At 63.1% G+C, this 18,597-nt stretch carries 15 protein-coding genes and 5 pseudogenes; 16 read left to right on the forward strand and 4 right to left on the reverse strand.

The window, feature by feature from the left end; genetic code table 11:
* Nucleotides 1-124: 124 nt before the first annotated feature.
* Nucleotides 125-799 (reverse strand): annotated as a pseudogene (locus STARVERO_RS21600) (DUF4158 domain-containing protein); the annotation flags it as partial.
* A 385-nt stretch (nt 800-1,184) separates the two neighbouring features.
* Here STARVERO_RS21600 and STARVERO_RS21605 point away from each other — a divergent pair.
* From STARVERO_RS21605 to istA, 4 genes and pseudogenes are all read left to right on the forward strand, one after another.
* A complete protein-coding gene (locus STARVERO_RS21605; protein WP_159602027.1) occupies nt 1,185-1,490 on the forward strand; it encodes a type II toxin-antitoxin system RelE/ParE family toxin in 306 nt (101 codons plus the stop codon).
* Nucleotides 1,483-1,776 carry an addiction module antidote protein gene (locus tag STARVERO_RS21610; protein ID WP_159602007.1) on the forward strand — a complete coding sequence of 98 codons (294 nt, stop codon included), beginning with the start codon at nt 1,483-1,485 and terminating at the stop codon, nt 1,774-1,776. Before STARVERO_RS21605 ends, STARVERO_RS21610 begins: the two co-directional genes overlap by 8 nt.
* 215 nt (nt 1,777-1,991) lie before the next feature.
* Complete coding sequence (locus tag STARVERO_RS21615; protein ID WP_159602009.1) at nt 1,992-2,312, forward strand: hypothetical protein; 321 nt, start codon at nt 1,992-1,994, stop codon at nt 2,310-2,312.
* A gap of 175 nt (nt 2,313-2,487) precedes the next feature.
* A pseudogene (istA, locus tag STARVERO_RS21620) lies at nt 2,488-3,090 on the forward strand (IS21 family transposase); the annotation flags it as partial.
* A gap of 245 nt (nt 3,091-3,335) precedes the next feature.
* Here the strand turns inward: istA and STARVERO_RS21625 are convergent.
* Nucleotides 3,336-4,331: an IS110 family RNA-guided transposase gene (locus STARVERO_RS21625; protein ID WP_200837946.1), complete on the reverse strand. Its 996-nt coding sequence runs from the start codon at nt 4,329-4,331 to the stop codon at nt 3,336-3,338.
* 67 nt (nt 4,332-4,398) lie between these two features.
* Here STARVERO_RS21625 and STARVERO_RS21630 point away from each other — a divergent pair.
* The 3 genes and pseudogenes from STARVERO_RS21630 to STARVERO_RS21640 all read left to right on the forward strand — a co-directional run.
* Nucleotides 4,399-5,337 (forward strand): annotated as a pseudogene (locus STARVERO_RS21630) (Mu transposase domain-containing protein); the annotation flags it as partial.
* On the forward strand, nt 5,327-6,121 hold the full coding sequence (istB, locus tag STARVERO_RS21635) for an IS21-like element helper ATPase IstB (protein ID WP_159602011.1): 795 nt from the start codon (nt 5,327-5,329) through the stop codon (nt 6,119-6,121). The pseudogene STARVERO_RS21630 and the gene istB, both read left to right, overlap by 11 nt.
* A 69-nt stretch (nt 6,122-6,190) precedes the next feature.
* Nucleotides 6,191-6,586 (forward strand): annotated as a pseudogene (locus STARVERO_RS21640) (integrase core domain-containing protein); the annotation flags it as partial.
* A 387-nt stretch (nt 6,587-6,973) separates the two neighbouring features.
* Here STARVERO_RS21640 and STARVERO_RS21645 read toward each other — a convergent pair.
* Nucleotides 6,974-7,954, reverse strand: coding sequence for an acetamidase/formamidase family protein (locus STARVERO_RS21645; protein ID WP_159602013.1), 981 nt, complete (start codon nt 7,952-7,954; stop codon nt 6,974-6,976).
* Nucleotides 7,955-8,086: 132 nt separating this feature from the next.
* Here STARVERO_RS21645 and STARVERO_RS21650 point away from each other — a divergent pair, with 132 nt between their 5' ends.
* The 9 genes from STARVERO_RS21650 (at nt 8,087) to STARVERO_RS21690 (ending at nt 17,897) form a co-directional block, all read left to right on the forward strand.
* A complete protein-coding gene (locus tag STARVERO_RS21650) occupies nt 8,087-8,473 on the forward strand; it encodes a transposase (RefSeq protein WP_280178159.1) in 387 nt (128 codons plus the stop codon).
* A gap of 219 nt (nt 8,474-8,692) precedes the next feature.
* Nucleotides 8,693-9,853 (forward strand): substrate-binding protein, encoded by a 1,161-nt coding sequence (locus STARVERO_RS21655; protein ID WP_422802185.1) that lies wholly within the window; start codon nt 8,693-8,695, stop codon nt 9,851-9,853.
* Nucleotides 9,854-9,975: 122 nt separating this feature from the next.
* Nucleotides 9,976-10,812: a branched-chain amino acid ABC transporter permease gene (locus STARVERO_RS21660; protein WP_159602017.1), complete on the forward strand. Its 837-nt coding sequence runs from the start codon at nt 9,976-9,978 to the stop codon at nt 10,810-10,812.
* Nucleotides 10,805-12,619, forward strand: a complete 1,815-nt coding sequence (locus tag STARVERO_RS21665) for a branched-chain amino acid ABC transporter ATP-binding protein/permease (protein ID WP_308678581.1) — start codon at nt 10,805-10,807, stop codon at nt 12,617-12,619. Before STARVERO_RS21660 ends, STARVERO_RS21665 begins: the two co-directional genes overlap by 8 nt.
* The gene (locus STARVERO_RS21670; protein WP_159602019.1) at nt 12,616-13,320 is read left to right on the forward strand and encodes an ABC transporter ATP-binding protein; all 705 of its coding nucleotides are present in this window, start codon (nt 12,616-12,618) and stop codon (nt 13,318-13,320) included. Before STARVERO_RS21665 ends, STARVERO_RS21670 begins: the two co-directional genes overlap by 4 nt.
* Before the next feature lie 3 nt (nt 13,321-13,323).
* A complete protein-coding gene (locus STARVERO_RS21675; RefSeq protein ID WP_159602021.1) occupies nt 13,324-14,229 on the forward strand; it encodes a DUF1028 domain-containing protein in 906 nt (301 codons plus the stop codon).
* An 8-nt stretch (nt 14,230-14,237) separates the two neighbouring features.
* On the forward strand, nt 14,238-15,638 hold the full coding sequence (locus tag STARVERO_RS21680; protein ID WP_159602023.1) for an amidase: 1,401 nt from the start codon (nt 14,238-14,240) through the stop codon (nt 15,636-15,638).
* A 20-nt stretch (nt 15,639-15,658) separates the two neighbouring features.
* Nucleotides 15,659-16,537 (forward strand): nitrilase family protein, encoded by an 879-nt coding sequence (locus tag STARVERO_RS21685; protein ID WP_159602035.1) that lies wholly within the window; start codon nt 15,659-15,661, stop codon nt 16,535-16,537.
* Between the two features lie 67 nt (nt 16,538-16,604).
* Nucleotides 16,605-17,897, forward strand: a complete 1,293-nt coding sequence (locus STARVERO_RS21690; RefSeq protein WP_159602025.1) for an amidase — start codon at nt 16,605-16,607, stop codon at nt 17,895-17,897.
* Nucleotides 17,898-17,965: 68 nt separating this feature from the next.
* Here STARVERO_RS21690 and STARVERO_RS23625 read toward each other — a convergent pair.
* A pseudogene (locus STARVERO_RS23625) lies at nt 17,966-18,103 on the reverse strand (IS3 family transposase); the annotation flags it as partial.
* Nucleotides 18,104-18,597 lie beyond the last annotated feature (494 nt).

Raw genomic sequence — 18,597 nt, forward strand, 5'->3', positions numbered from 1 at the left:
CTTTACCGGCGATTTTTTCAAGGAGGGTTGGGTCTTCATCTTCGTTCCTTCGTCACTACGACGAAGCCCCAACCCTCCTTAATTCACAACCTCAAATCTGTGCCATTGGTGCTGACGGCGGACAGCCAACCAGGTTCGACGCACCCGGCGCTTCTGGCGCCGAGCGCAGCCAATGAAAGCGCGTCTGACCGATCGACAGATCAACCTCCAACAGCCTGTCCAAGGATTGGAGTGTATCGAGCGGTACGTCTTCGATCAGCGTTCTTTCCGCCCGACGGCGGGCTATAGCACGGCCGGCAAGGCCGATGCGTTCGATGGTATCGATCGCTGGCAGAAGAGATCCACGTTCGCGCAATGCGGTAACAATGGAACCGGCTATCTCAGCACCGTCGTCGGACATTGCCGCTGCCTGAATTGCAGCCAATAGCGCGGCTCGACGATCTTGTGCAGTCGCGCTTCTTGTATCCAGATACGCCATGAGGCGCGCCGTGTGATCACGACGGGTTTCTTCACGACGTGCATAGAGCGCAAATGCTTCTGGATCAGCGCCGATTTGGTCAGCAACATATCGAAGCATGGCGCGGGGCGGAACCTCTTCCGCCCCCAGCACCCGGCCAGGGTATCGCATCAGAGATAGCTGAACGGCGAAACCAAGCCGATTATGCTCACGCCTCCGCAATTCAATCTCCAGACGATCTGCCGATGACAACGAATAGTGCCGGATCAGGCTATCCTCGTCGGCTGGTATATTGAAAAGCGTCCGTCGATCATGAACTTTGAGAAGCTTCCGTTTTGCCATTGCCCTACTCCCGAGGACCAATCTGGCGGGAGCGTTGTCGAGTCGGACGTACGAAGGAATCAGAACCGGTGCCAGACGGCGCCAATCCACAGAGATCGGAGCCCCGAGATCCGGCATGGTTCATGTTCCGTTCGCCCTTAGCGTACGATTTCGCACTGCTCTTGTTCTGACCCCTATTAGCGACCAAAGTCCCGCGATACCGCATCGGCTATCGTGTCGTCGCCAACCGCGATGTAGATTCCGATCTCTGATCTGTGCCACCAAGGGCTGGCTTAGCTGGCCCTCGGTCTCCGCCAGCCATTGTCGGCATCGACATTTCTCGGGCCGACGTTGCGGTACACAGGGGCGGTTTGCGTCATTGTCGTTTATCGACTACACAATTATGGTGATTGAGCTAAAGCAGACAACGACCTTCGCTAGATGGGAAGCCCGCCTCCGGGACAAGCGCGCCAGAACCATCATCGCGGCAAGGCTGATGCGGCTGGCCGAGGGTTTGGCAGGTGATGTGGAAGCGGTGGGTGAAGGCGTGAGCGAGCTGCGCATTCACTATGGTCCTGGATATCGCATCTACTTCCAGCGGCGCGGAAATCTCGTGATCGTACTGCTGTGTGGTGGGGACAAGGGATCGCAGGCCCGCGACATTGCCGCTGCCAAGAAGCTCGCTAAGGAATGGAGTCCGCAGGATGGCTGAGAACCTCACCACATACGACCCTGCCGCCGCGCTAGTCGACGATCAGGAGATCGCCGCGTTCATGGCCGATGCCTTTGAAACGGGCGACGCGGTCTACGTTGCCAAGGCGCTTGGCGTCGTCGCCCGCGCAAAGGGCATGACCGAAATCGCCCGTAAGACCGGGCTGTCGCGGGAGCAGCTTTATCGCTCGTTCAGCGAGCGCGGAAATCCGACACTCAAGACCACGCTTGCCGTGATGCGCGCCCTTGGCGTCGAGCTGACGGCCAAGTCTCACGCCGCACAGTGAAGTCTTCGCATTTGAAGATGGCCCATACTAGCTTCGAACCGCCTTCATATCGAATTTGACGTTAAGGCGGCTGCCTACGCCCCGCCTCGCTCCAATCCTGTCAGAGCTGGTCACTCCGGCAGGTGCGCCTGTACCACGATCTCTCTTCTTCATCGACCAGCAGCCGGCCGAGGGTCCGCCCATGGCGATCCTGCTGGCCGCTCCGCTGAAGCTCGATGTATGAGGCCGCGCCGACGAGCTCGCGCATGCGCTGCTTCGCTTTGACGAGCCGCAACGGCGCCCTGGTGCTCGAGCGCGAGGACGGTTCGCCGCTCGAGGGCAAGGAGGCGCTCGCCGAGCTGGTGGCGCAGTGGGCGGAGGAAGTGGACGGGCCGGAGCCGTCGAAGGATTCGCTGGCTTTCACAATCTCGGTTCCGGGTGCCCTGGCCGCCGGCGACGTCGCCGGCGGCCTCGGTCAAATGCTGGGCGGTCATCGCTACGCCTGGCGCCTCGAGGAGCTGACGTTGCCCCCTGAAATGACCCCGCTCAGAAGCTAGGATCCGTCGAGAGGAGACGGACGATGCGCAAGAGCCGGTTCAGCGAGGAACAGATCATCGGGATGTTGATTTCCACTGAGATCTGACCCGGCAGCATCGGATTTTTCCATCGAGAAGTGACCCATGTTTTCACCACGTCTCACGCGGCATCGCGGGGGACAGCGGAGTGATCGACATGGAGTTATTGAGCGTCATCCGACGCTGGCATCATCGGGATCGTAGCTCGATCCGGGAGATATCCCGCCGCACCGGCCTCTCACGGAACACCGTGCGCAAGTACCTGCGGGCGGACCGTGTCGAGCCCCAGTTTCAGGTTCCCGACCGACCGAGCAAGCTCGATCCCTATGCCGACAAGCTCGCGGCGATGCTGCGGGTCGAGAGTGGCAAGTCGCGTAAGCACAAGCGCACGGTCAAGCAACTGCACGCCGATCTCGTGACGCTGGGCTATGAGGGGTCGTACAACCGGGTGGCGGCCTTCGCCCGGGACTGGAAGGAAGCCCGGCTGCGCGAGCAGCAGACCAGCGGCCGCGGCACCTTCGTGCCGCTGGCCTTTGTGCCGGGCGAGGCGTTCCAGTTCGACTGGTCGGAGGACTGGGCGATCATCGCCGGCGAGCGTACCAAGCTGCAGGTAGCTCATGTGAAGCTGTCCTACAGCCGCGCCTTCACGCTCCGAGCCTACCTGCTGCAGACCCACGAGATGCTTTTCGATGCCCACAACCACGCCTTCCGGGTGCTGGGCGGTGTGCCGCGGCGGGGCATCTACGACAATCTATGGACGCCTCCCGGGCAAGGGGCAATGCTGATAGCCGGCGGCATGGAATGCGTGAATCTATCCGGCCTGTTACTGGAGCGATCACGCTCCCGGCCTTGATGGGAGTCCGCTGCTTCTGGCCTCATAACATGAGCGGCCTTAAAGGCCCTGTCGTAGATCAGGCTGTGAAGCTGCGGTCCGTGCCGTTGTGCCATCAGTGTCCACCTCGCTCTCATCGCCGCCTTAGCGACGATCCCGGGTGCCGCCGCAGATCAGGCGGCCGCGTAAATCTCCTTCTTGGTCAGCAGCGCCCAGGCAATGCGCGCCGTCTTGTTGGCAAGCGCAACGAGCGCCTTGTTGAAACCCCGTCGTTCGACGATGGCCCTCAGCCATGCCGACCTCGGGTCGTCCCGGTTGGCGAGACGGCTGATAACCGCTCGGGCGCCGTGTATCATCTGCTTGCGCAGATAATGATTGGCACGACCGATGCCACCCAGGCGCGGCTTACCTCCGGTCGTATATTGTCGGGGCACCAACCCAATCCAGGCGGCGAGCTCTCGCCCAGAACGGAAGTGTCGGGCATCGTCGATACTGGCTACCAGCGCCGTGGCGATAATGGGTCCGACGCCAGGCAGGGTAGCTAGGCGGCGACAATCGTCATGCTGCCGGCAGATCTCCATGATCCTCGCATCGAGCTTTGCGAGGCGAGCATTTGCATCACGAAGCTGGTCAAGAAGTTCCTCGAACAGCTCGCGCCCAAGATCCGACAGGCCAGCCTGTTCGATCGCTGTCGGAGCCTGGGCGGCGAAGCGCCAGGCTCCCTGAGGCAGGACGATGCCATATTCGGCAAGGAGGCCGCGGGTGTGATTGATGAGCGACGTGCGTTGGACGATCAGCCGCTCACGGATCCGATGCAGAGACTGCAGATCCTGTTGATCCGTCGACTTGACAGGAACGTAGCGCATCGTCGGGCGTGTCGCCGCCTCATAAATGGCTTCCGCGTCGACGGCGTCGTTCTTAGAGCCGCGCACGAAGGGCTTTACGAAACGAGGATTGATCAACCGGACCTCTCTCCCGGCCGTCATGAATAACCGGCCCCAATGGTGGGCGCTGGCGCAAGCTTCCATGGCGATCGTCTCTGGCGCCAGTTCGTTCACGATTTCCGTAAGCTTTGTGCGGCTGACCTTTCGTGAAACAACTACACCGTTTGTATCAATCCCGTGTAGATGGAACGATTGCTTTCCAAGATCGATCGCCAGCAAATTCATTGTCATGCTGTCCTCCTCCAGGTTGGGCCACTTACTGTGAGCGCGAGGAGGGAGGCGTCCATCCCATAACATGCGAACCGCCGTCGACAAGGTCGGCCGGGGCAAGGAGCGCCAGGTCAACATCCGCTTCTCGGCCATGGTCAGCCACTTCCTGTTCGAGGCGGAGTTCTGCAATCCGGCCTCCGGTTGGGAGAAGGGGCAGAGCGAGAAGAACGTACAGGATGCCCGCCATCGGCTGTGGCAACCCATGCCGAACGTCCCCTCGCTGCAGGCCTTGAACGAGTGGCTGGAGACCCGGTGCCGGGAGCTATGGACACAGATCGAGCACGGCGCGCAACCCGGCTCGATCGCCGATGTGTGGGCTGAGGAGATCCGCCACCTGATGCCGATGCCGCGGCCGTTCGACGGCTTCGTCGAACACGCCAAGCGCGTTTCCCCGACCTGCCTCGTCCACCTCGAGCGCAATCGCTACAGCGTGCCGGCCTCCTTCGCCAACCGCCCGGTGAGCCTGCGGGTCTATCCCGACCGGATCGTCGTCGTCGCCGAGGGGCAGGCGATCTGTGAACATGGTCGGGTGTTCGCTCGCTCCCACGATCGCCAGAGCCGCACCGTCTATGACTGGCGCCATTATCTGGCCGTGGTCCAGCGCAAACCCGGCGCCCTGCGCAACGGCGCGCCCTTCGCCGAGATGCCGCCGGCGTTCCGGTCCCTGCAGCAGCACCTCCTCAAGCGGCCAGGCGGTGACCGCGAGATGGTGGAGATCTTGTCCCTGGTCCTCCAGCATGACGAGCAGGTCGTGCTCGAGGCTGTCGAACTCGCTCTCAAGGCCGGCGTGCCGACCAAGACCCACATCCTCAACCTGCTGCACCGGCTGATCGACGGCACGCCGCTGAGCACGCCACCCATCCTGGCTCCTGCCTCTCTCACGCTGACCACCGAGCCTCAGGCCAATGTGGAACGCTATGACGCCCTGCGTCGAGCCAGGGAGGCACGCCATGCGTCATGATACGGCCAGCGGAGCCATCGTCATCATGCTGAGAAGCCTCAAGATGCACGGCATGGCGCAAGCCGTCGCCGAACTCACCGAACAGGGGTCTCCCGCCTTCGAGGCTGCCATGCCGATCCTCTCGCAACTCCTGAAGGCCGAGACCGCCGAGCGGGAGGTGCGATCGACCGCCTACCAGCTCAAGGCCGCGCGCTTCCCGGCCTATCGCGACCTCGCCGGCTTCGACTTCACCAGCAGCGAGGTCAACGAGGCGCTCGTGCGCCAGCTCCATCGCTGCGAGTTCCTCGACGACGCGCACAACGTCGTCCTGATCGGAGGGCCGGGCACCGGCAAGACCCACATCGCCACGGCTCTTGGCGTCCACGCCGTCGAGCATCATCACAGGCGGGTCCGCTTCTTCTCCACCGTCGAGCTCGTCAACGCCCTCGAACAGGAAAAGGCTCAGGGCAAAGCCGGTCAGATCGCCGGCCGGCTCGTCCATGCCGATCTCGTCATCCTCGATGAGCTCGGCTACCTGCCGTTCAGCGCCTCCGGCGGCGCCTTGCTGTTCCACTTGCTGAGCAAGCTCTATGAGCGCACCAGCGTGGTCATCACCACCAATCTCAGCTTCTCCGAATGGGCTACCGTCTTCGGCGACGCCAAGATGACCACAGCCTTGCTCGACCGGCTCACCCATCACTGCCATATCCTCGAGACCGGCAATGACAGCTTCCGCTTCAAGAGCAGCTCGGCAAAGCCACCAAAGCCAACCAGGGAGAAGCCGCGAAACTTGACCACCACTTGACCCCAGACCACCATCAGCCCGGGTCACTTCTCAGTGGAAATCCAGGGTCACTTCTCGGCGGAAATCAACAACCAGGCCACAGTGCATCACAAACCCCGGCTGCTCAGCGATAACGGCCCCAGCTACATCGCGGGAGAGCTGGCCGAATATATCGCAGCCCAAGCCATGAGCCACGTCCGCGGCGCGCCGATGCATCCCCAGACCCAGGGCAAGATCGAGCGCTGGCACCAGACCCTCAAGAACCGCATCCTGCTGGAGAATTACTTCCTGCCCGGCGACCTTGAGGCTCAGATCGGCGCCTTCGTCGAGCACTATAACCACCGGCGCTATCACGAGAGCCTGGCCAACGTGACACCTGCCGACGCCTACTTCGGCAGGGCAGCAGCCATCATCAAACAGCGCGAGAGGATCAAGCGCCAGACCATCCAACTTCGGCGCTTGCAGTACCGAAACATCGCCGCATAACATCACCCCTCAGACGAGGCCGACACTCCGCTAATCGACAGCCCAAACTGAGCCAAATCATCTGACGACGGACACCATCCGCCAGCCATCCGCCAAGCATAGGCGTCGATTACGTCAGCGCAGATGCGCAGCCTTTATCGCGTATGTGCTACGGCGATGGTCGATGAACGCGATCATGTCTTCGACCGGTGGTCGGGCTCCGTCTGAACGAAAAACGCAGATACCTTACGCGTGATCTCGTTGGCCTGCCGCAGCCGACAAACCCGCGACAATTCATTCCCCACCGGTCAGCAACCCGGATGGCCTGGGTGGTCATTGGAAGCCATGTGTAATGAATGAGCAACGGACAATCGCAACCGATCAGCCGATGCCGAGATTAGCGGGCGCCTATCTGTCCGAGGACCGGGGAAGGCCTCGGGCGGCCGACAACGAGCCTAAACATTTCTTGGCGAGCATCATATGGACGCCCTTATTGCCATCAACAGTCTGAGTAACTCTCAAGTCACCAGCAAGCGAGCATAGCATATACGCCTGATTTCGGGTGAGATCGGAACGACGACAGATGTGGGCGATCATCTCCCGCACAGCCTGACGGGCAGCATTGTCGAGATTTTCGTCGAGCCCGATTGCGATAAGATGAGTCTCGGTCTCGGCGAACGGCCAATTGTAGTCGAGGTCGCGACGAACGGTTAGCCGAAAGCTACCGGTGATTCCGGTTTCCAGCGCCGTGACACACACCTCGCCATCGCCCTGCAAGCCGTGTCCGTCGCCAGCATAAAACAGCGCACCCTCGTTGAAGACCGGCAGATAGAGAGTCGAGCCAGGCTTGATCTCCTTGTTGTCCATGTTGCCGCCGAAGCAGCGCGGCACCGCCGAGCCGCAACGGCCCCAGATTGGAGGCGGCGCCGTTGCGAGGATACCGAAGAACGGATCGAGCGGCAGTTCGGTACCCCAGGGCAGGGTGACGACACCTCGGTTGCGATCGATCTGCGGATGGATTGTCTCATAGTCGTTGAAGTCGTCTGGCAGGGTGCCGACCAGCGGCATGATCGCGGTGAAGCCCCAGTCCATGGTCAACTGAGCCGACAGGATGTCGACCTGTAGCACGTCCCCCGGCTCGGCGCCGTTCACGAAGACTGGCCCGGTGACGAAATGCGGTCCAGGCCCTTGTTGCATGGTCAAAAGTGCATGCTGGTAGTCATCGGGAATCGCCCGGTCGGTCGGCAACGTTTCGATGCCGCCGGCGGGAAAGGACGACAGGGTAACGATATCCCCGGAATCGACCGTAAGCACCGGCGACACGTTCGCATCGAAATATCCCCACACCATGTTCTCCGGTGTAGGGGGGATTACATGATGACGGGGCATGGCACACTCTGAACAATGCTAAAGGACAATTTGCATTACCACTTCCTTGCCCACCCCCGGCGAAGGCGTCCCAGGCGGACAGGAGGGGACAAGGGTGATATGTTAGGACATTCGCAGATCAGGAGAGAGTCTATGAGACGATCCCGATACACCGAAGACGAAATCCTATTCTTCATGGCCGAGGCGGACAATGGCATCGCCGTCGAGGTAATCTGTCGCGCCGCCGATATCTCCGAACGCACCTTCTACCGCTGGCGGGAGCGTTATGGCGGGCTGAGCGCGAAGGCCGTCCACCGGCTACAACGGCTCGAGCAGGAAAACCGGGCGCTCCGGCGCTCGCTCGCGCTGGTCCAGCCCGGCGTTCCGCGTCTCGCCGAGGCGCCCAAGGATGCGCCGCGCATCCGTACCGATTGCGGCGCGATACGCACCGACAGTCCGACCGCCGTGATTCCCGCGCGTGACCGCGGCGCGCGCGGCGCCATCATAGGCCGCTACGCCGCGCTGCGCACCGGCCGCTGAGCCGGTCCAGGGCACCCATTCTGGCAGAATTGCCAGAATGGTGCGGGCACCGTCCAAATAGCCGCCAAATGCCGCCTGTTTAATCGGCAATAGCCGACAGTATTTGCATGTTTTAAGAGCATTTCGGTTGCTCCGTCATGGCTCCCCGCATCATCATTATCCCCATCGCGAAGCGCCACGCTGGATCTGCGTGGCGTTTGACATATGAAGGGGAACAGGATGATCACGAGACGTTCGCAGCTCGCAACTTTTGCCAGCGTTTTGCTTGCGATTACGATGGCCGCTGGCGGCGCCTCGGCGCAGGAGCAGATCGTTATCGGCGTTCCGACCGGTCTGAGCGGCGCCAATTCCGTTGTCGCGCCCTCGGTCGTACAGTCCGCCGAGCTCGCCGTCGAGGAAATCAATAAGGCCGGCGGCATTCTCGGCAAGACCGTGCGGCTGGAAGTCGCCGACGATGGCTCGGGCGCGGCCGGCGCGCAGAAGGCCTTCGACTATCTGGTGTTACAGAAGAAAGTGAATGCCCTGATCTCCATGGAGACCAGCGCCGCGCGTAACGCGGCACTGCCGATCGTTTCCCGCGGCAAGGTTCCCTATATCTACACCTCACTTTATGAAGGCCGCTCCTGCAATAAATACCTCTTCGCCAATGGTGCCGTGCCCGAGCAAATGGTCGCCCCGATCGTCGATCAGTTCATGACCGACGGAGCCAAGAAGTTTTTCCTGGTCGGCAGCGACTACGCCTTCGGTCGCGGCATGCTGACCTTCACGCGCCAGTACATCGAATCCAAGGGCGGCACCGTCGTCGGCGACGAATACCAACCAATGGACGCCACTGACTGGACCGCGATCATCTCCAAGATGCGCTCGGCGACCCCTGACGCCGTGATCATGTCGACCGCCGGCGGCGCGCCGAACGTGACGCTGACCAAGCAGTTCAAGGCCGCCGGCCTCAGTGCCAAGGTCGGCAATCTCTCGATCGACGAGGGTACCGCCAAGACCATGGGTGCCGACGCTGCCGGCACCTTCATCACCGCTTCCTACCTGACCGGTATCGACAGCGAGGCCAACAAGGAGTTCCTCGCCAATATGAAGGCAAAGTTCGGAGCCGACCTGCGCACTCCGAACGACCTCTCCGTGCCGGAATACGACGCTGTCTACCTCTACAAGGCTGCCGTCGAGAAGGCCGGCTCGACCAAGCCGGACGACGTGATCGCCGCGCTGGAACAGGTTTCCTTTACCGGCCCGCGTGGCACGGTGTCGATGAATCACCAGCGCCATGCCCCGCTCACCATGTTTCTGGGCGAGGTGCAGTCAGACGGCAGTGTGACCATCATCAAGAAGTTCGACAATGTGAGCCCGGGCGAGCAGTGCCCGAAATGAGGGCAGTCTGAGACGCCGCTCCACTAAGCACCCCGGACGCCCCCCGCGCCCGGCCGGCCGGGCGCCTGCTCGCGCGAGCAGTTACCAGCGCCCGGCCCTGACGTTCCTTCCGAGGCCTGTCCATGAGCAATCTATTCCTCGACATCCTGACCTCCTCGTCGATCCTGTTTGTGGTGTCGTCGGGACTGCTGCTGATCTTCGGCGTCATGAAGATCATGAACTTCGCTCATGCCGCCTTTCTCACGGCAGGGGGCTATGCCGCGCTCATCTCGACCCAGCTCGGTCTCAATCCCTGGCTTGCCCTGCCTCTCGCCTTTGTAGGCGGCGCGGTACTCGGTCTCATTGTCGAGCGCCTCATCGTACGCCCGCTCTATGCCCGGCCGCTGGATGCCATTCTCGCGACCTGGGGGTTGGGCATCATTATCGCCCAGCTCATCACCTTCAGCTTTGGTCGTGAGGTGCAGTTCGTCAACGCGCCGCTCTCGGGCGCGGTACCGGTACTCGGCGAGAACTACTCGCAGTATCGCCTGTTTATGATCCTCGCCGCACTGGCAACCGCCGGCGGCATCGCGCTCGTGCTGCATCGCACCCGGCTGGGCCTGGAAGCTCGCGCCGTGATTGCCAATGAGAGTCTCGCCCGCGGCCTCGGCATCAATAGCGGTCGGGTGCGCGCCATCACCTTCGCGCTCGGTGCCGGCCTCGCCGCGCTCGCGGGAGCGCTGATCACCCCGCTATCCAGCGTCGACCCCAATATGGGCGTGCCCTGGCTGGTGAGCGCCTTCATGCTGTGCCTCGTTTCCGGCGCCTCGCTGGCCAGCCTCGGCGCTGCCGCGCTGGTTCTGGGCGGCGCGCAGGTCATGGTGTCGACCTATGTCAGTCCGGTCATCGGCGGCCTCACCATCGTGCTGCTCGCCGCGATCATCCTGCGCATCCGCCCGGAGGGCTTCGCCCGTGACTGAACACGTTCAACCCGCGCCTGGACCGCGCGACCAGCGCCCGCTGCTCATCGGAGCCATGACGCTGCTGGCGCTCGTCATGGTGTTCCTGGCGCCCATGGCGCTCGATTATTACACCGTCAACATCCTTATCCGCGCCTGCCTTTATGCGGTCGCGGCGCTGACCGTCGACATGCTGTGGGGTTACACAGGAATCCTCACCTTCGCCCAGGGCACGTTCTTCGGAATCGGTGCCTATGCGGTGGGATTGGTCTTCACCCATTACGGCTTCTCGCCCACCACCGCCGTGCTCGCCTTCCTCGGAGCGCTGGTCGCAGCAGCGCTGGTCGCGGCGATCGTGGGCTGGTTCGCCTTCTGGCACGGCGCTTCGCCGCTTTATGCCGGCGTCGTCACGCTGGTGCTGCCGATCATCGTGGTGCAATTGCTCTACTCCGGCGGCACGCTGACCGGCTCGTCGAGCGGTCTCGTCGGCTTCGAGGCGTTCGATCTCGAGATCGAAACCTGGTTCTATATCGCCGGCACGCTGGCGGTGTTGACCACCGCGACGCTGACGATTGTGGTCCGCAGCGATGTCGGCCGCGTGCTCGTGGCGATCCGCGAGAACGAGACGCGCTGCTCCTATCTCGGCATCAACGCCCCCCGCATCAAGATTGTGCTGTTCACCGCCATGGCGATGGTGGCAGCAATGGCCGGCTATGTCTTCACCTGCTTCGGCATGGTGGTGGCACCCGAGATGACGGGTCTGGTCTTCGGTACCGAACTCATCATCTACACGGCGCTCGGCGGACGCGGCACACTCGTCGGCCCGCTGCTCGGCACCATCGGTATCGACGGTATCAGTTCCTATCTCAGCGGCGAGCTGCCTTATCTGTGGAAGCTGATCGTCGGCACCGTTTTCGTGGCGGTGATCATATTGCTGCCCCGTGGCCTCATTCCGACGCTGGGTTCCCTGCTTGGCGGCTTCCGGCGCCGTGAGACGGCGAGAGTCAGCGGCCTGCGGCTGCGCCGCGTCGAGCCGAAGGGCTTTGCGAGCCAATCCGGCGCGATGGCGTTGGCAATTTCCGGTCTCGACCGGCGCTATGGCAGTCTGAAGGTCCTGTCCGGCGTCGAGCTGACGGTCGGCAGCGGAGAGCTGCTAAGCGTGGTCGGCCCCAACGGTGCCGGCAAAACCACACTGATGCGCTGCATAAGCGACGGCCACGAACGTACCGCCGGTCATGTCGCCATCAATGGCAACGGCATCGGCCGGCTGTCTCCGCACCGTATCGTCGAGCTCGGGCTCGGACGCAGCTTCCAGAACACCAGCCTGTTCGAGACGCTGACGGTCGCCGACTGCCTGCGCCTCGCCCGTACCCGTTGGGAGCGGCCGCACCTGTTCACACGCAGCCGCGAAATCTGCCTGCCGGAGGCGGCGCTGCGCGTAGTCGAGGCTACCGGGCTTGATGCGATGCTCGATCACGAGACGCGCAACCTCTCCCATGGCATGAAACGCGCGCTCGAACTCTCCATGGTCATCGCGCTGGAGCCGAGCGTACTGCTGCTCGACGAGCCGACCGCGGGCCTCACCAAGCCAGAGCGCATGATGGTCGGCTCCATCCTCGTCGATCTGTGCCGGAGCGAGAGCGTCAGTGTCGTGATCATCGAGCACGATCTCGACTTCGTGCGCGAAATCTCCTCGCGCGTCGTCGTGCTGCACCAGGGTGCGGTGCTTATCGACGGGACAGTCGACGAAGTCGTGAGTTCCGAACTCGTTCACGCGGTCTATGCCGGCAAGGGCGCTGCCGGGCAGGACGAAAGGGCTCCCGCATGAGCGCGGCACTCACGATCGATTCCGTTTCCAGCGGGTATGGTGGCGCGGTCATCCTGCGCGAGGCCTCGCTGGCCGTCGCGGAGGGAGAGATCGTCTCGCTCGTCGGCAAGAACGGCATGGGAAAGAGCACGCTGCTCAAGACTATCATGGGCTTCGTGCGCCCGCGTGCCGGACGCATTACGCTGTTCGGCGCCGATATCACCGGCGTCGCGCCGCATCTGCTCGCCGGCCGCGGCGTGAGCTATACGCCGCAAGAACTGCCTCTGTTCGCCGATCTGACGGTTGAAGAAAACCTGCGCATCGCGGTCGACGACCGCGCGCGGATAAGGCGGGGCGTCGAGCATATGTCCAGCTATTTTCCTTTCATCGCCCAGCGCCTGAAGCAGCGTGCCGGCACGTTGAGCGGCGGCGAGCAAAAGATGCTGTTGGTCAGCCGGACGCTTATGTCGGAGCCGAGACTGCTGCTTATCGATGAGATCAGCGAAGGGCTCCAGCCCTCAATGATCGAGCGCCTGCGCGACGTACTGCTCGCCGAGCGCGCTCGGGCCGGGCTCTCCCTTCTGCTGGTCGAGCAGCATGTCAGCTTCGCGCTCGCGCTCGCCGATCGTTATGCCGTGCTCAAGCTCGGCGAGATCGTCGACAGCGGTCCTGCCAAGGCGCCGGAAGCCCGCGCCAATGTCATAGCTCATCTCTCGGTTTAGCTCATGCTCGAATTAAATACCTTCTCCATCGTCGCTCATTGTCCGCGCACCGGGCAGCTCGGCGTCGCTGTAGCCTCGGCGGTGCCGGCGGTCGGCGCCATGTGCCCCTACATGCGTGCTGGCGTCGGCGCGGTTTCCACTCAGTCCTGGGTCAACCCCTATCTCGCCATCCACGTGCTCGACCGGCTCGCCGAAGGGCTGCCGGCGCCGGACGCTCTCGCGGCGGCGCTGGAGATCGACGACCGCACGGATCTGCGCCAGTTCGGCCTGGTCGACGCGCGAGGAGGCGCCGCCGCCTGGACCGGTGAGGCCTGTACCGGCTGGGCGGGACAGCACACCGGGGAGGGCTATGCCGTACAGGGCAACATGCTTGCCGGTCCCGGGGTGGTGACAGCCATGGTGGAGGCCTTCGAGGCAAGCACCGATCATGAGCTCGACGAGAGACTGATGCGCGCGCTCGAAGCCGGCGATGCCGCAGGAGGCGACAAGCGCGGCAAGCAGTCCGCCGCGCTGAGAATCGTGGCCGACCAGGACTATGCCCTGCTTGACCTGAGGGTTGACGAGCATGCCACGCCGGTCGGAGATCTGCGCCGGATCCTTGAGGTGGCGCGCCTCCAGCTCCTGCCTTTTGTCGCCGGCATGCCGAGAAGGGGCACCGTCGCCGGCCCGGTGCCGAACGACGTCGTCGCGATGCTGCTGCACGCCCCCGCCCAGCGGCCCGGCGCGCCGGTAAAGCAGGCGCTCGACCTGCTGACCGAGGTGATCGGTCTCGAACGCGATCCCCGGCGCGTGACGCACCTGCTGGCGCAGTTCAAGCCCGTGCTCGCGGAAATCGACAAGCTGCGCGCGCTTGACCTTTCGGACGTGCATCCGCCGGTCGTTTTCGATCCGAGCCTTCCGTATCTGTGAGTATGCCGATGAACGACGAACTCTGGCAATTGCCGATCGACGAACTTTCCAAGCTGCTGGCGCACCGCCGGGTGTCGAGCGTGGAACTTGTCGAGGCCTATCTAGCCCGCATCGGCCGACTCGATGGCGAGTTGCAGAGCTTCGTCGCCCTCTCGGCGACAGCGCGCGAGGAAGCCCGCGCGGCCGACGAGGAAATCGCCCGCCGGGGACCTCGCAGTCCGCTGCACGGCATTCCCATTGCCATCAAGGACAATTACACGATGGCCGATCTGCCGACGCGGGCCGGCACCGCGGTCGAGCAACTGACGTTTCCGATGCAGGACAGCCATGCTGTCTCCCGGTTGCGGGCGGCAGGCGCCGTACTGATCGGCAAGGTGCGCATGCATGAATTCGCCTGGGGCAATGTCACGCCGCCCTGCCGCAATCCCTGGGACCTCGCCCGCGTGCCGGGCGGCTCCAGCGGCGGCTCGGGTGCCGCTGTCGCAGCGCGGCTGTGCCCGGCGGCGATGGGTTCCGACACGGGCGGCTCAATCCGCATTCCAGCGGCGCTGTGCGGCGTGGTGGGGCTCAAGCCGACCTATGGCCGCATCGGCCGCTCAGGCATCGTCCCGCACTCGTGGTCGCTGGACCATGCCGGGCCGCTGACCCTGACCGTGACAGATGCCGCCCACATGCTTCAAGCGCTGGCCGGACCGGACATGAACGATCCGGCAGCGAGCCATAAACCGTTTCCCGACTACGCGGCCCGCCTCGGAGAGAAGATCAACGATGTCAGGATCGCGGTGATCCGCAATCATTTCTTCGACGCGGTGGACGAGGACGTCAGCGCGGCGGTCGAGGACGCCATCGGCTTCTTCGCCGCACGCGGCTGCATGGTACGCGACGTGTCGGTGCCGACGTTACAGTACGGGCTCGGTGCAATCTTCGCCATCGAGCTTGCCTCCTCGACCGCCTATCACGACCGCAGCATCGCTGCCGGCCACGTCGCCGGCTTCGCCGATGACGTGCGCGACCTGGTAGAGATGGGCCGCTTCGTGACCGGGCCGGACTATCTCAAGGCCGAGCAGGCGCGCATGCTGATGATGAACGAGATGGCACAGGTTCTGAAGGAGGCCGATGTCATCGTCGTACCCTCCTCCCCGCTGACCGCTTGGCGCATCGACGAAGCGACGGTCGACATTGCCGGGCAGCAAGAGAGCGTGCTCGCCGCTTCGTGGCGCCTCACCTACCCGTTCAATCTCACGGGCCTGCCAGCCATCGCATTGCCCTGCGGGTTCGATCGGCGCGGACTGCCGATCAGTCTCCAGATCGCCGCTCGTCCGTTCGCCGAAGACCTGTTGCTCCAGGTTGCGCATCATTACGAGCAGGCGCACGACTGGTGGAAGCGTGTGCCTCCCATGGCCGCATGATTACCGAGGACGTACGCACCATGCAGGAAAAACCGCCCGAAGCCCTCGTTCGCGTCGCCTGTTTGCAGTTTGAACCGAAGATCGGCCAGAAGGAGGCCAATATCGCCCGTTCAGTCGCGCGGATCGAAGCGGCGGCGGCGGGCGGCGCGCGGCTCATTGTACTGCCCGAGCTGTGCAACTCCGGCTATGTATTCAACGAACGTGCCGAAGCCCATGACCTCGCCGAGGAACTGCCAGCCGGGCCGAGTTGCGCCGCGTGGATCGAAGTCGCGCACCGCCTCGGGCTCCATATCGTCGCAGGTATCGCCGAGCGGGATGGCGCCGCGCTTTACAATTCCGCGGCAGTGATCGGCCCAGAGGGCTTTCTCGGCACGTATCGCAAGAACCATCTGTGGGGAGAGGAGAACCTGTTTTTCGAGCCAGGCGACCTCGGCATCCCAGTCTGGCGCACGCCGCTCGGACGCATCGCGGTCGCGATCTGCTACGATGGCTGGTTCCCGGAGACCTATCGTCTGGCGGCACTTCAGGGAGCGGAAATCCTTTGCGTGCCGACCAACTGGGTACCGATGCCCGAACAGCCCGTGAACCTTCCGGTGATGGCCAACATCCTCGCCATGTCTGGCGCGCACTCAAACGGCATGTTCGTTGCCGCCGCCGATCGCGTGGGCAACGAACGTGGTCAGCCCTTTCTCGGCTGTAGCCTGATCGTCGATTCAACCGGCTGGCCGCTCGCGGGGCCGGCCAGCGCGACCGAGGAACAGGTCCTGATGGTCGACCTCAATCTGGCCGACGCGCGGCGCAAGCGTGCGCTGAACACATTCAACCATCCGCTGCGCGATCGCCGTACTGACATGTATGGCGAAATGCTGGGCTCCGACGCCCGCCGAAGCTGGTATTAAGACACGGCAACGGAACGGCGGCTCTAGTTAACGCACTGTCTGTGAAAATTTCCGGGATTGCATCGCTTTGTCTCATGGCACCCTTCCTGTCGTCGATCCCCGGCTATCTGCGGTCGGCATGCTTGCCGGCCTCTCTGACGGGGGGATGACACCGGCAGAAAACTGGTTTGCTGCCCGCGACGCGGTGCGCGCCGGGGACCGCTTCGGCGCTTTCGTTCATGTGCCGGAATTTCCACCGGCCGATTATGCCGAGATGGGGCCGCTCAATGCCGAGCGGCCGCTTGCCGGCCTTCCGGTTGCAGTGAAAGACCTGTTCGATACCGCCGACATGCCTACAGCCTATGGCTCGGCTTCCTATGCCGGACATCGCCCGGTGCGCGACGCGGCGATCGTCGCGGAACTGCGAGCGCTCGGCGCCTTCGTCCTCGGCAAGACCGCGACAACCGAATTCGCGACATGGCCACCAACGACGTCGGTCAATCCGCACGACCCCACCCATACGCCGGGTGGCTCCTCCGCCGGCTCGGCGATCGCAGTCGCGGCCGGTCTGGCGCCGGTCGCGCTCGGGACGCAAACGTTGGGCTCGGTGATCCGACCGGCCTCCTATTGTGGCGTGGTCGGTTTCAAGCCGAGCTTCGGACGACTTAGCCGTGCGGGAATAAAACCGCTGGCCGATTCCCTCGATACGGTCGGCCTGTTCGCGCGAAGCGTCACGGATGTAGAACTGGTCTATCGTGCCCTGGTACCGGGTCCCGACCGAGCTTATCCGTTAACCGGCCGACTCGGCTTCCTGCGGGGACCGTACTGGGGCGAGGCGGACACCGACGCGCAGGTCGCCATGGAGTCGGGTGTGGCGAGGCTGCGGGCCGCCGGCTTGGTGGTGGAGGACGTCCACTGGCCGGAACTGGCCGAGGCATCCAAACTCTGCAGGCGCGTGCATGATTACGAACTTGGCCGGAACCTTTTCGCGGACTGGCGTGATTGGGGGCACCTCATTCACCCCTCATTGCGCGAAGGCATAGCCCATGCACGCACTCTGCCGCCCGAACAACATGCAGAAGCGATGTTGGGCTTGGAGGATCTACGGCGCCGCTTTCGCGCTTTATTCCTTTCCTATGATGCAATTATCTGCCTAGCGGCGACCGGCCAGGCGCCGCGTGGGCTGGAGAGTACCGGAAACTCGATCATGAATGCAGGCTGGACCGCGTTGCATGTCCCCTGCCTGACGTTGCCGACGCTGGCAGGCAGGGACGGACTGCCGATAGGTATGCAGCTTGTTGCGCACCGATATGAGGAACATCGCCTCTTCGCGGTCGGCGCGCTCATCGAACGGTGCCTTGCCGGGATCGGGAATTCCTAAATTCTAGAGCGCCGGCTCGGTTTGTCTGAACGGTTTCAGGGCTGCCTTTAAGTCGGGCTCAGCCCCTTTTATGCCGCAACCGGAACTGGCTGCAGCGCATTGAAGTAAGCTTGATCGGGCGTCCGCCGTGCCGGGCTCTGGAGAGGCCTCCTGCCGTTGTAGAAGGTCAGATACCGACCGATCGAGGTGCGAACCTCCGAGACCGATCGGTTTCAAACGGCGTTGGAACGGGCGCCCTGATCGGCGTGCAAAAGGGCTCACCGGGAGGGATCGCGGAGCGAGGTCAGATCCTGTTCTTGAAGCGCCCGCTCTCGTTCCGGTCTCGATGATGTCGCAGTGATGGGTGACCCGCGGCGCATAGAGCACTCCATTCGGAAAACGGCGGTTGTCCGGGGCCGGCCGGCAGCAAGGCTCCAACCAATGCCCTTTCATCATCCGCCCGATCGCAGCGCGCCCCATCACCTCCTCCAAAAGGAGGCAGCGCTCCGGGAAGAGATTAGGTCACAGGTCCTAGAGCACTTCCGGCGAATTCCAGTTCGCCGAAAATGCTCTAGATCATTGTTTTCACGCATTTTGACCTGAGACCCTGAACTTCCTCCAGATTTGGGTAGAGTCCGTCGATTACGGAGACGGACGATGCGACCATCGCGGTTCACGGAAGAGCAGATTATCGGACTACTGAAGGAGCAGGAGACCGGTG

Origin of the sequence: Starkeya nomas, from assembly GCF_902703545.1 — a bacterium.
Lineage (GTDB): Bacteria > Pseudomonadota > Alphaproteobacteria > Rhizobiales > Xanthobacteraceae > Ancylobacter > Ancylobacter moscoviensis.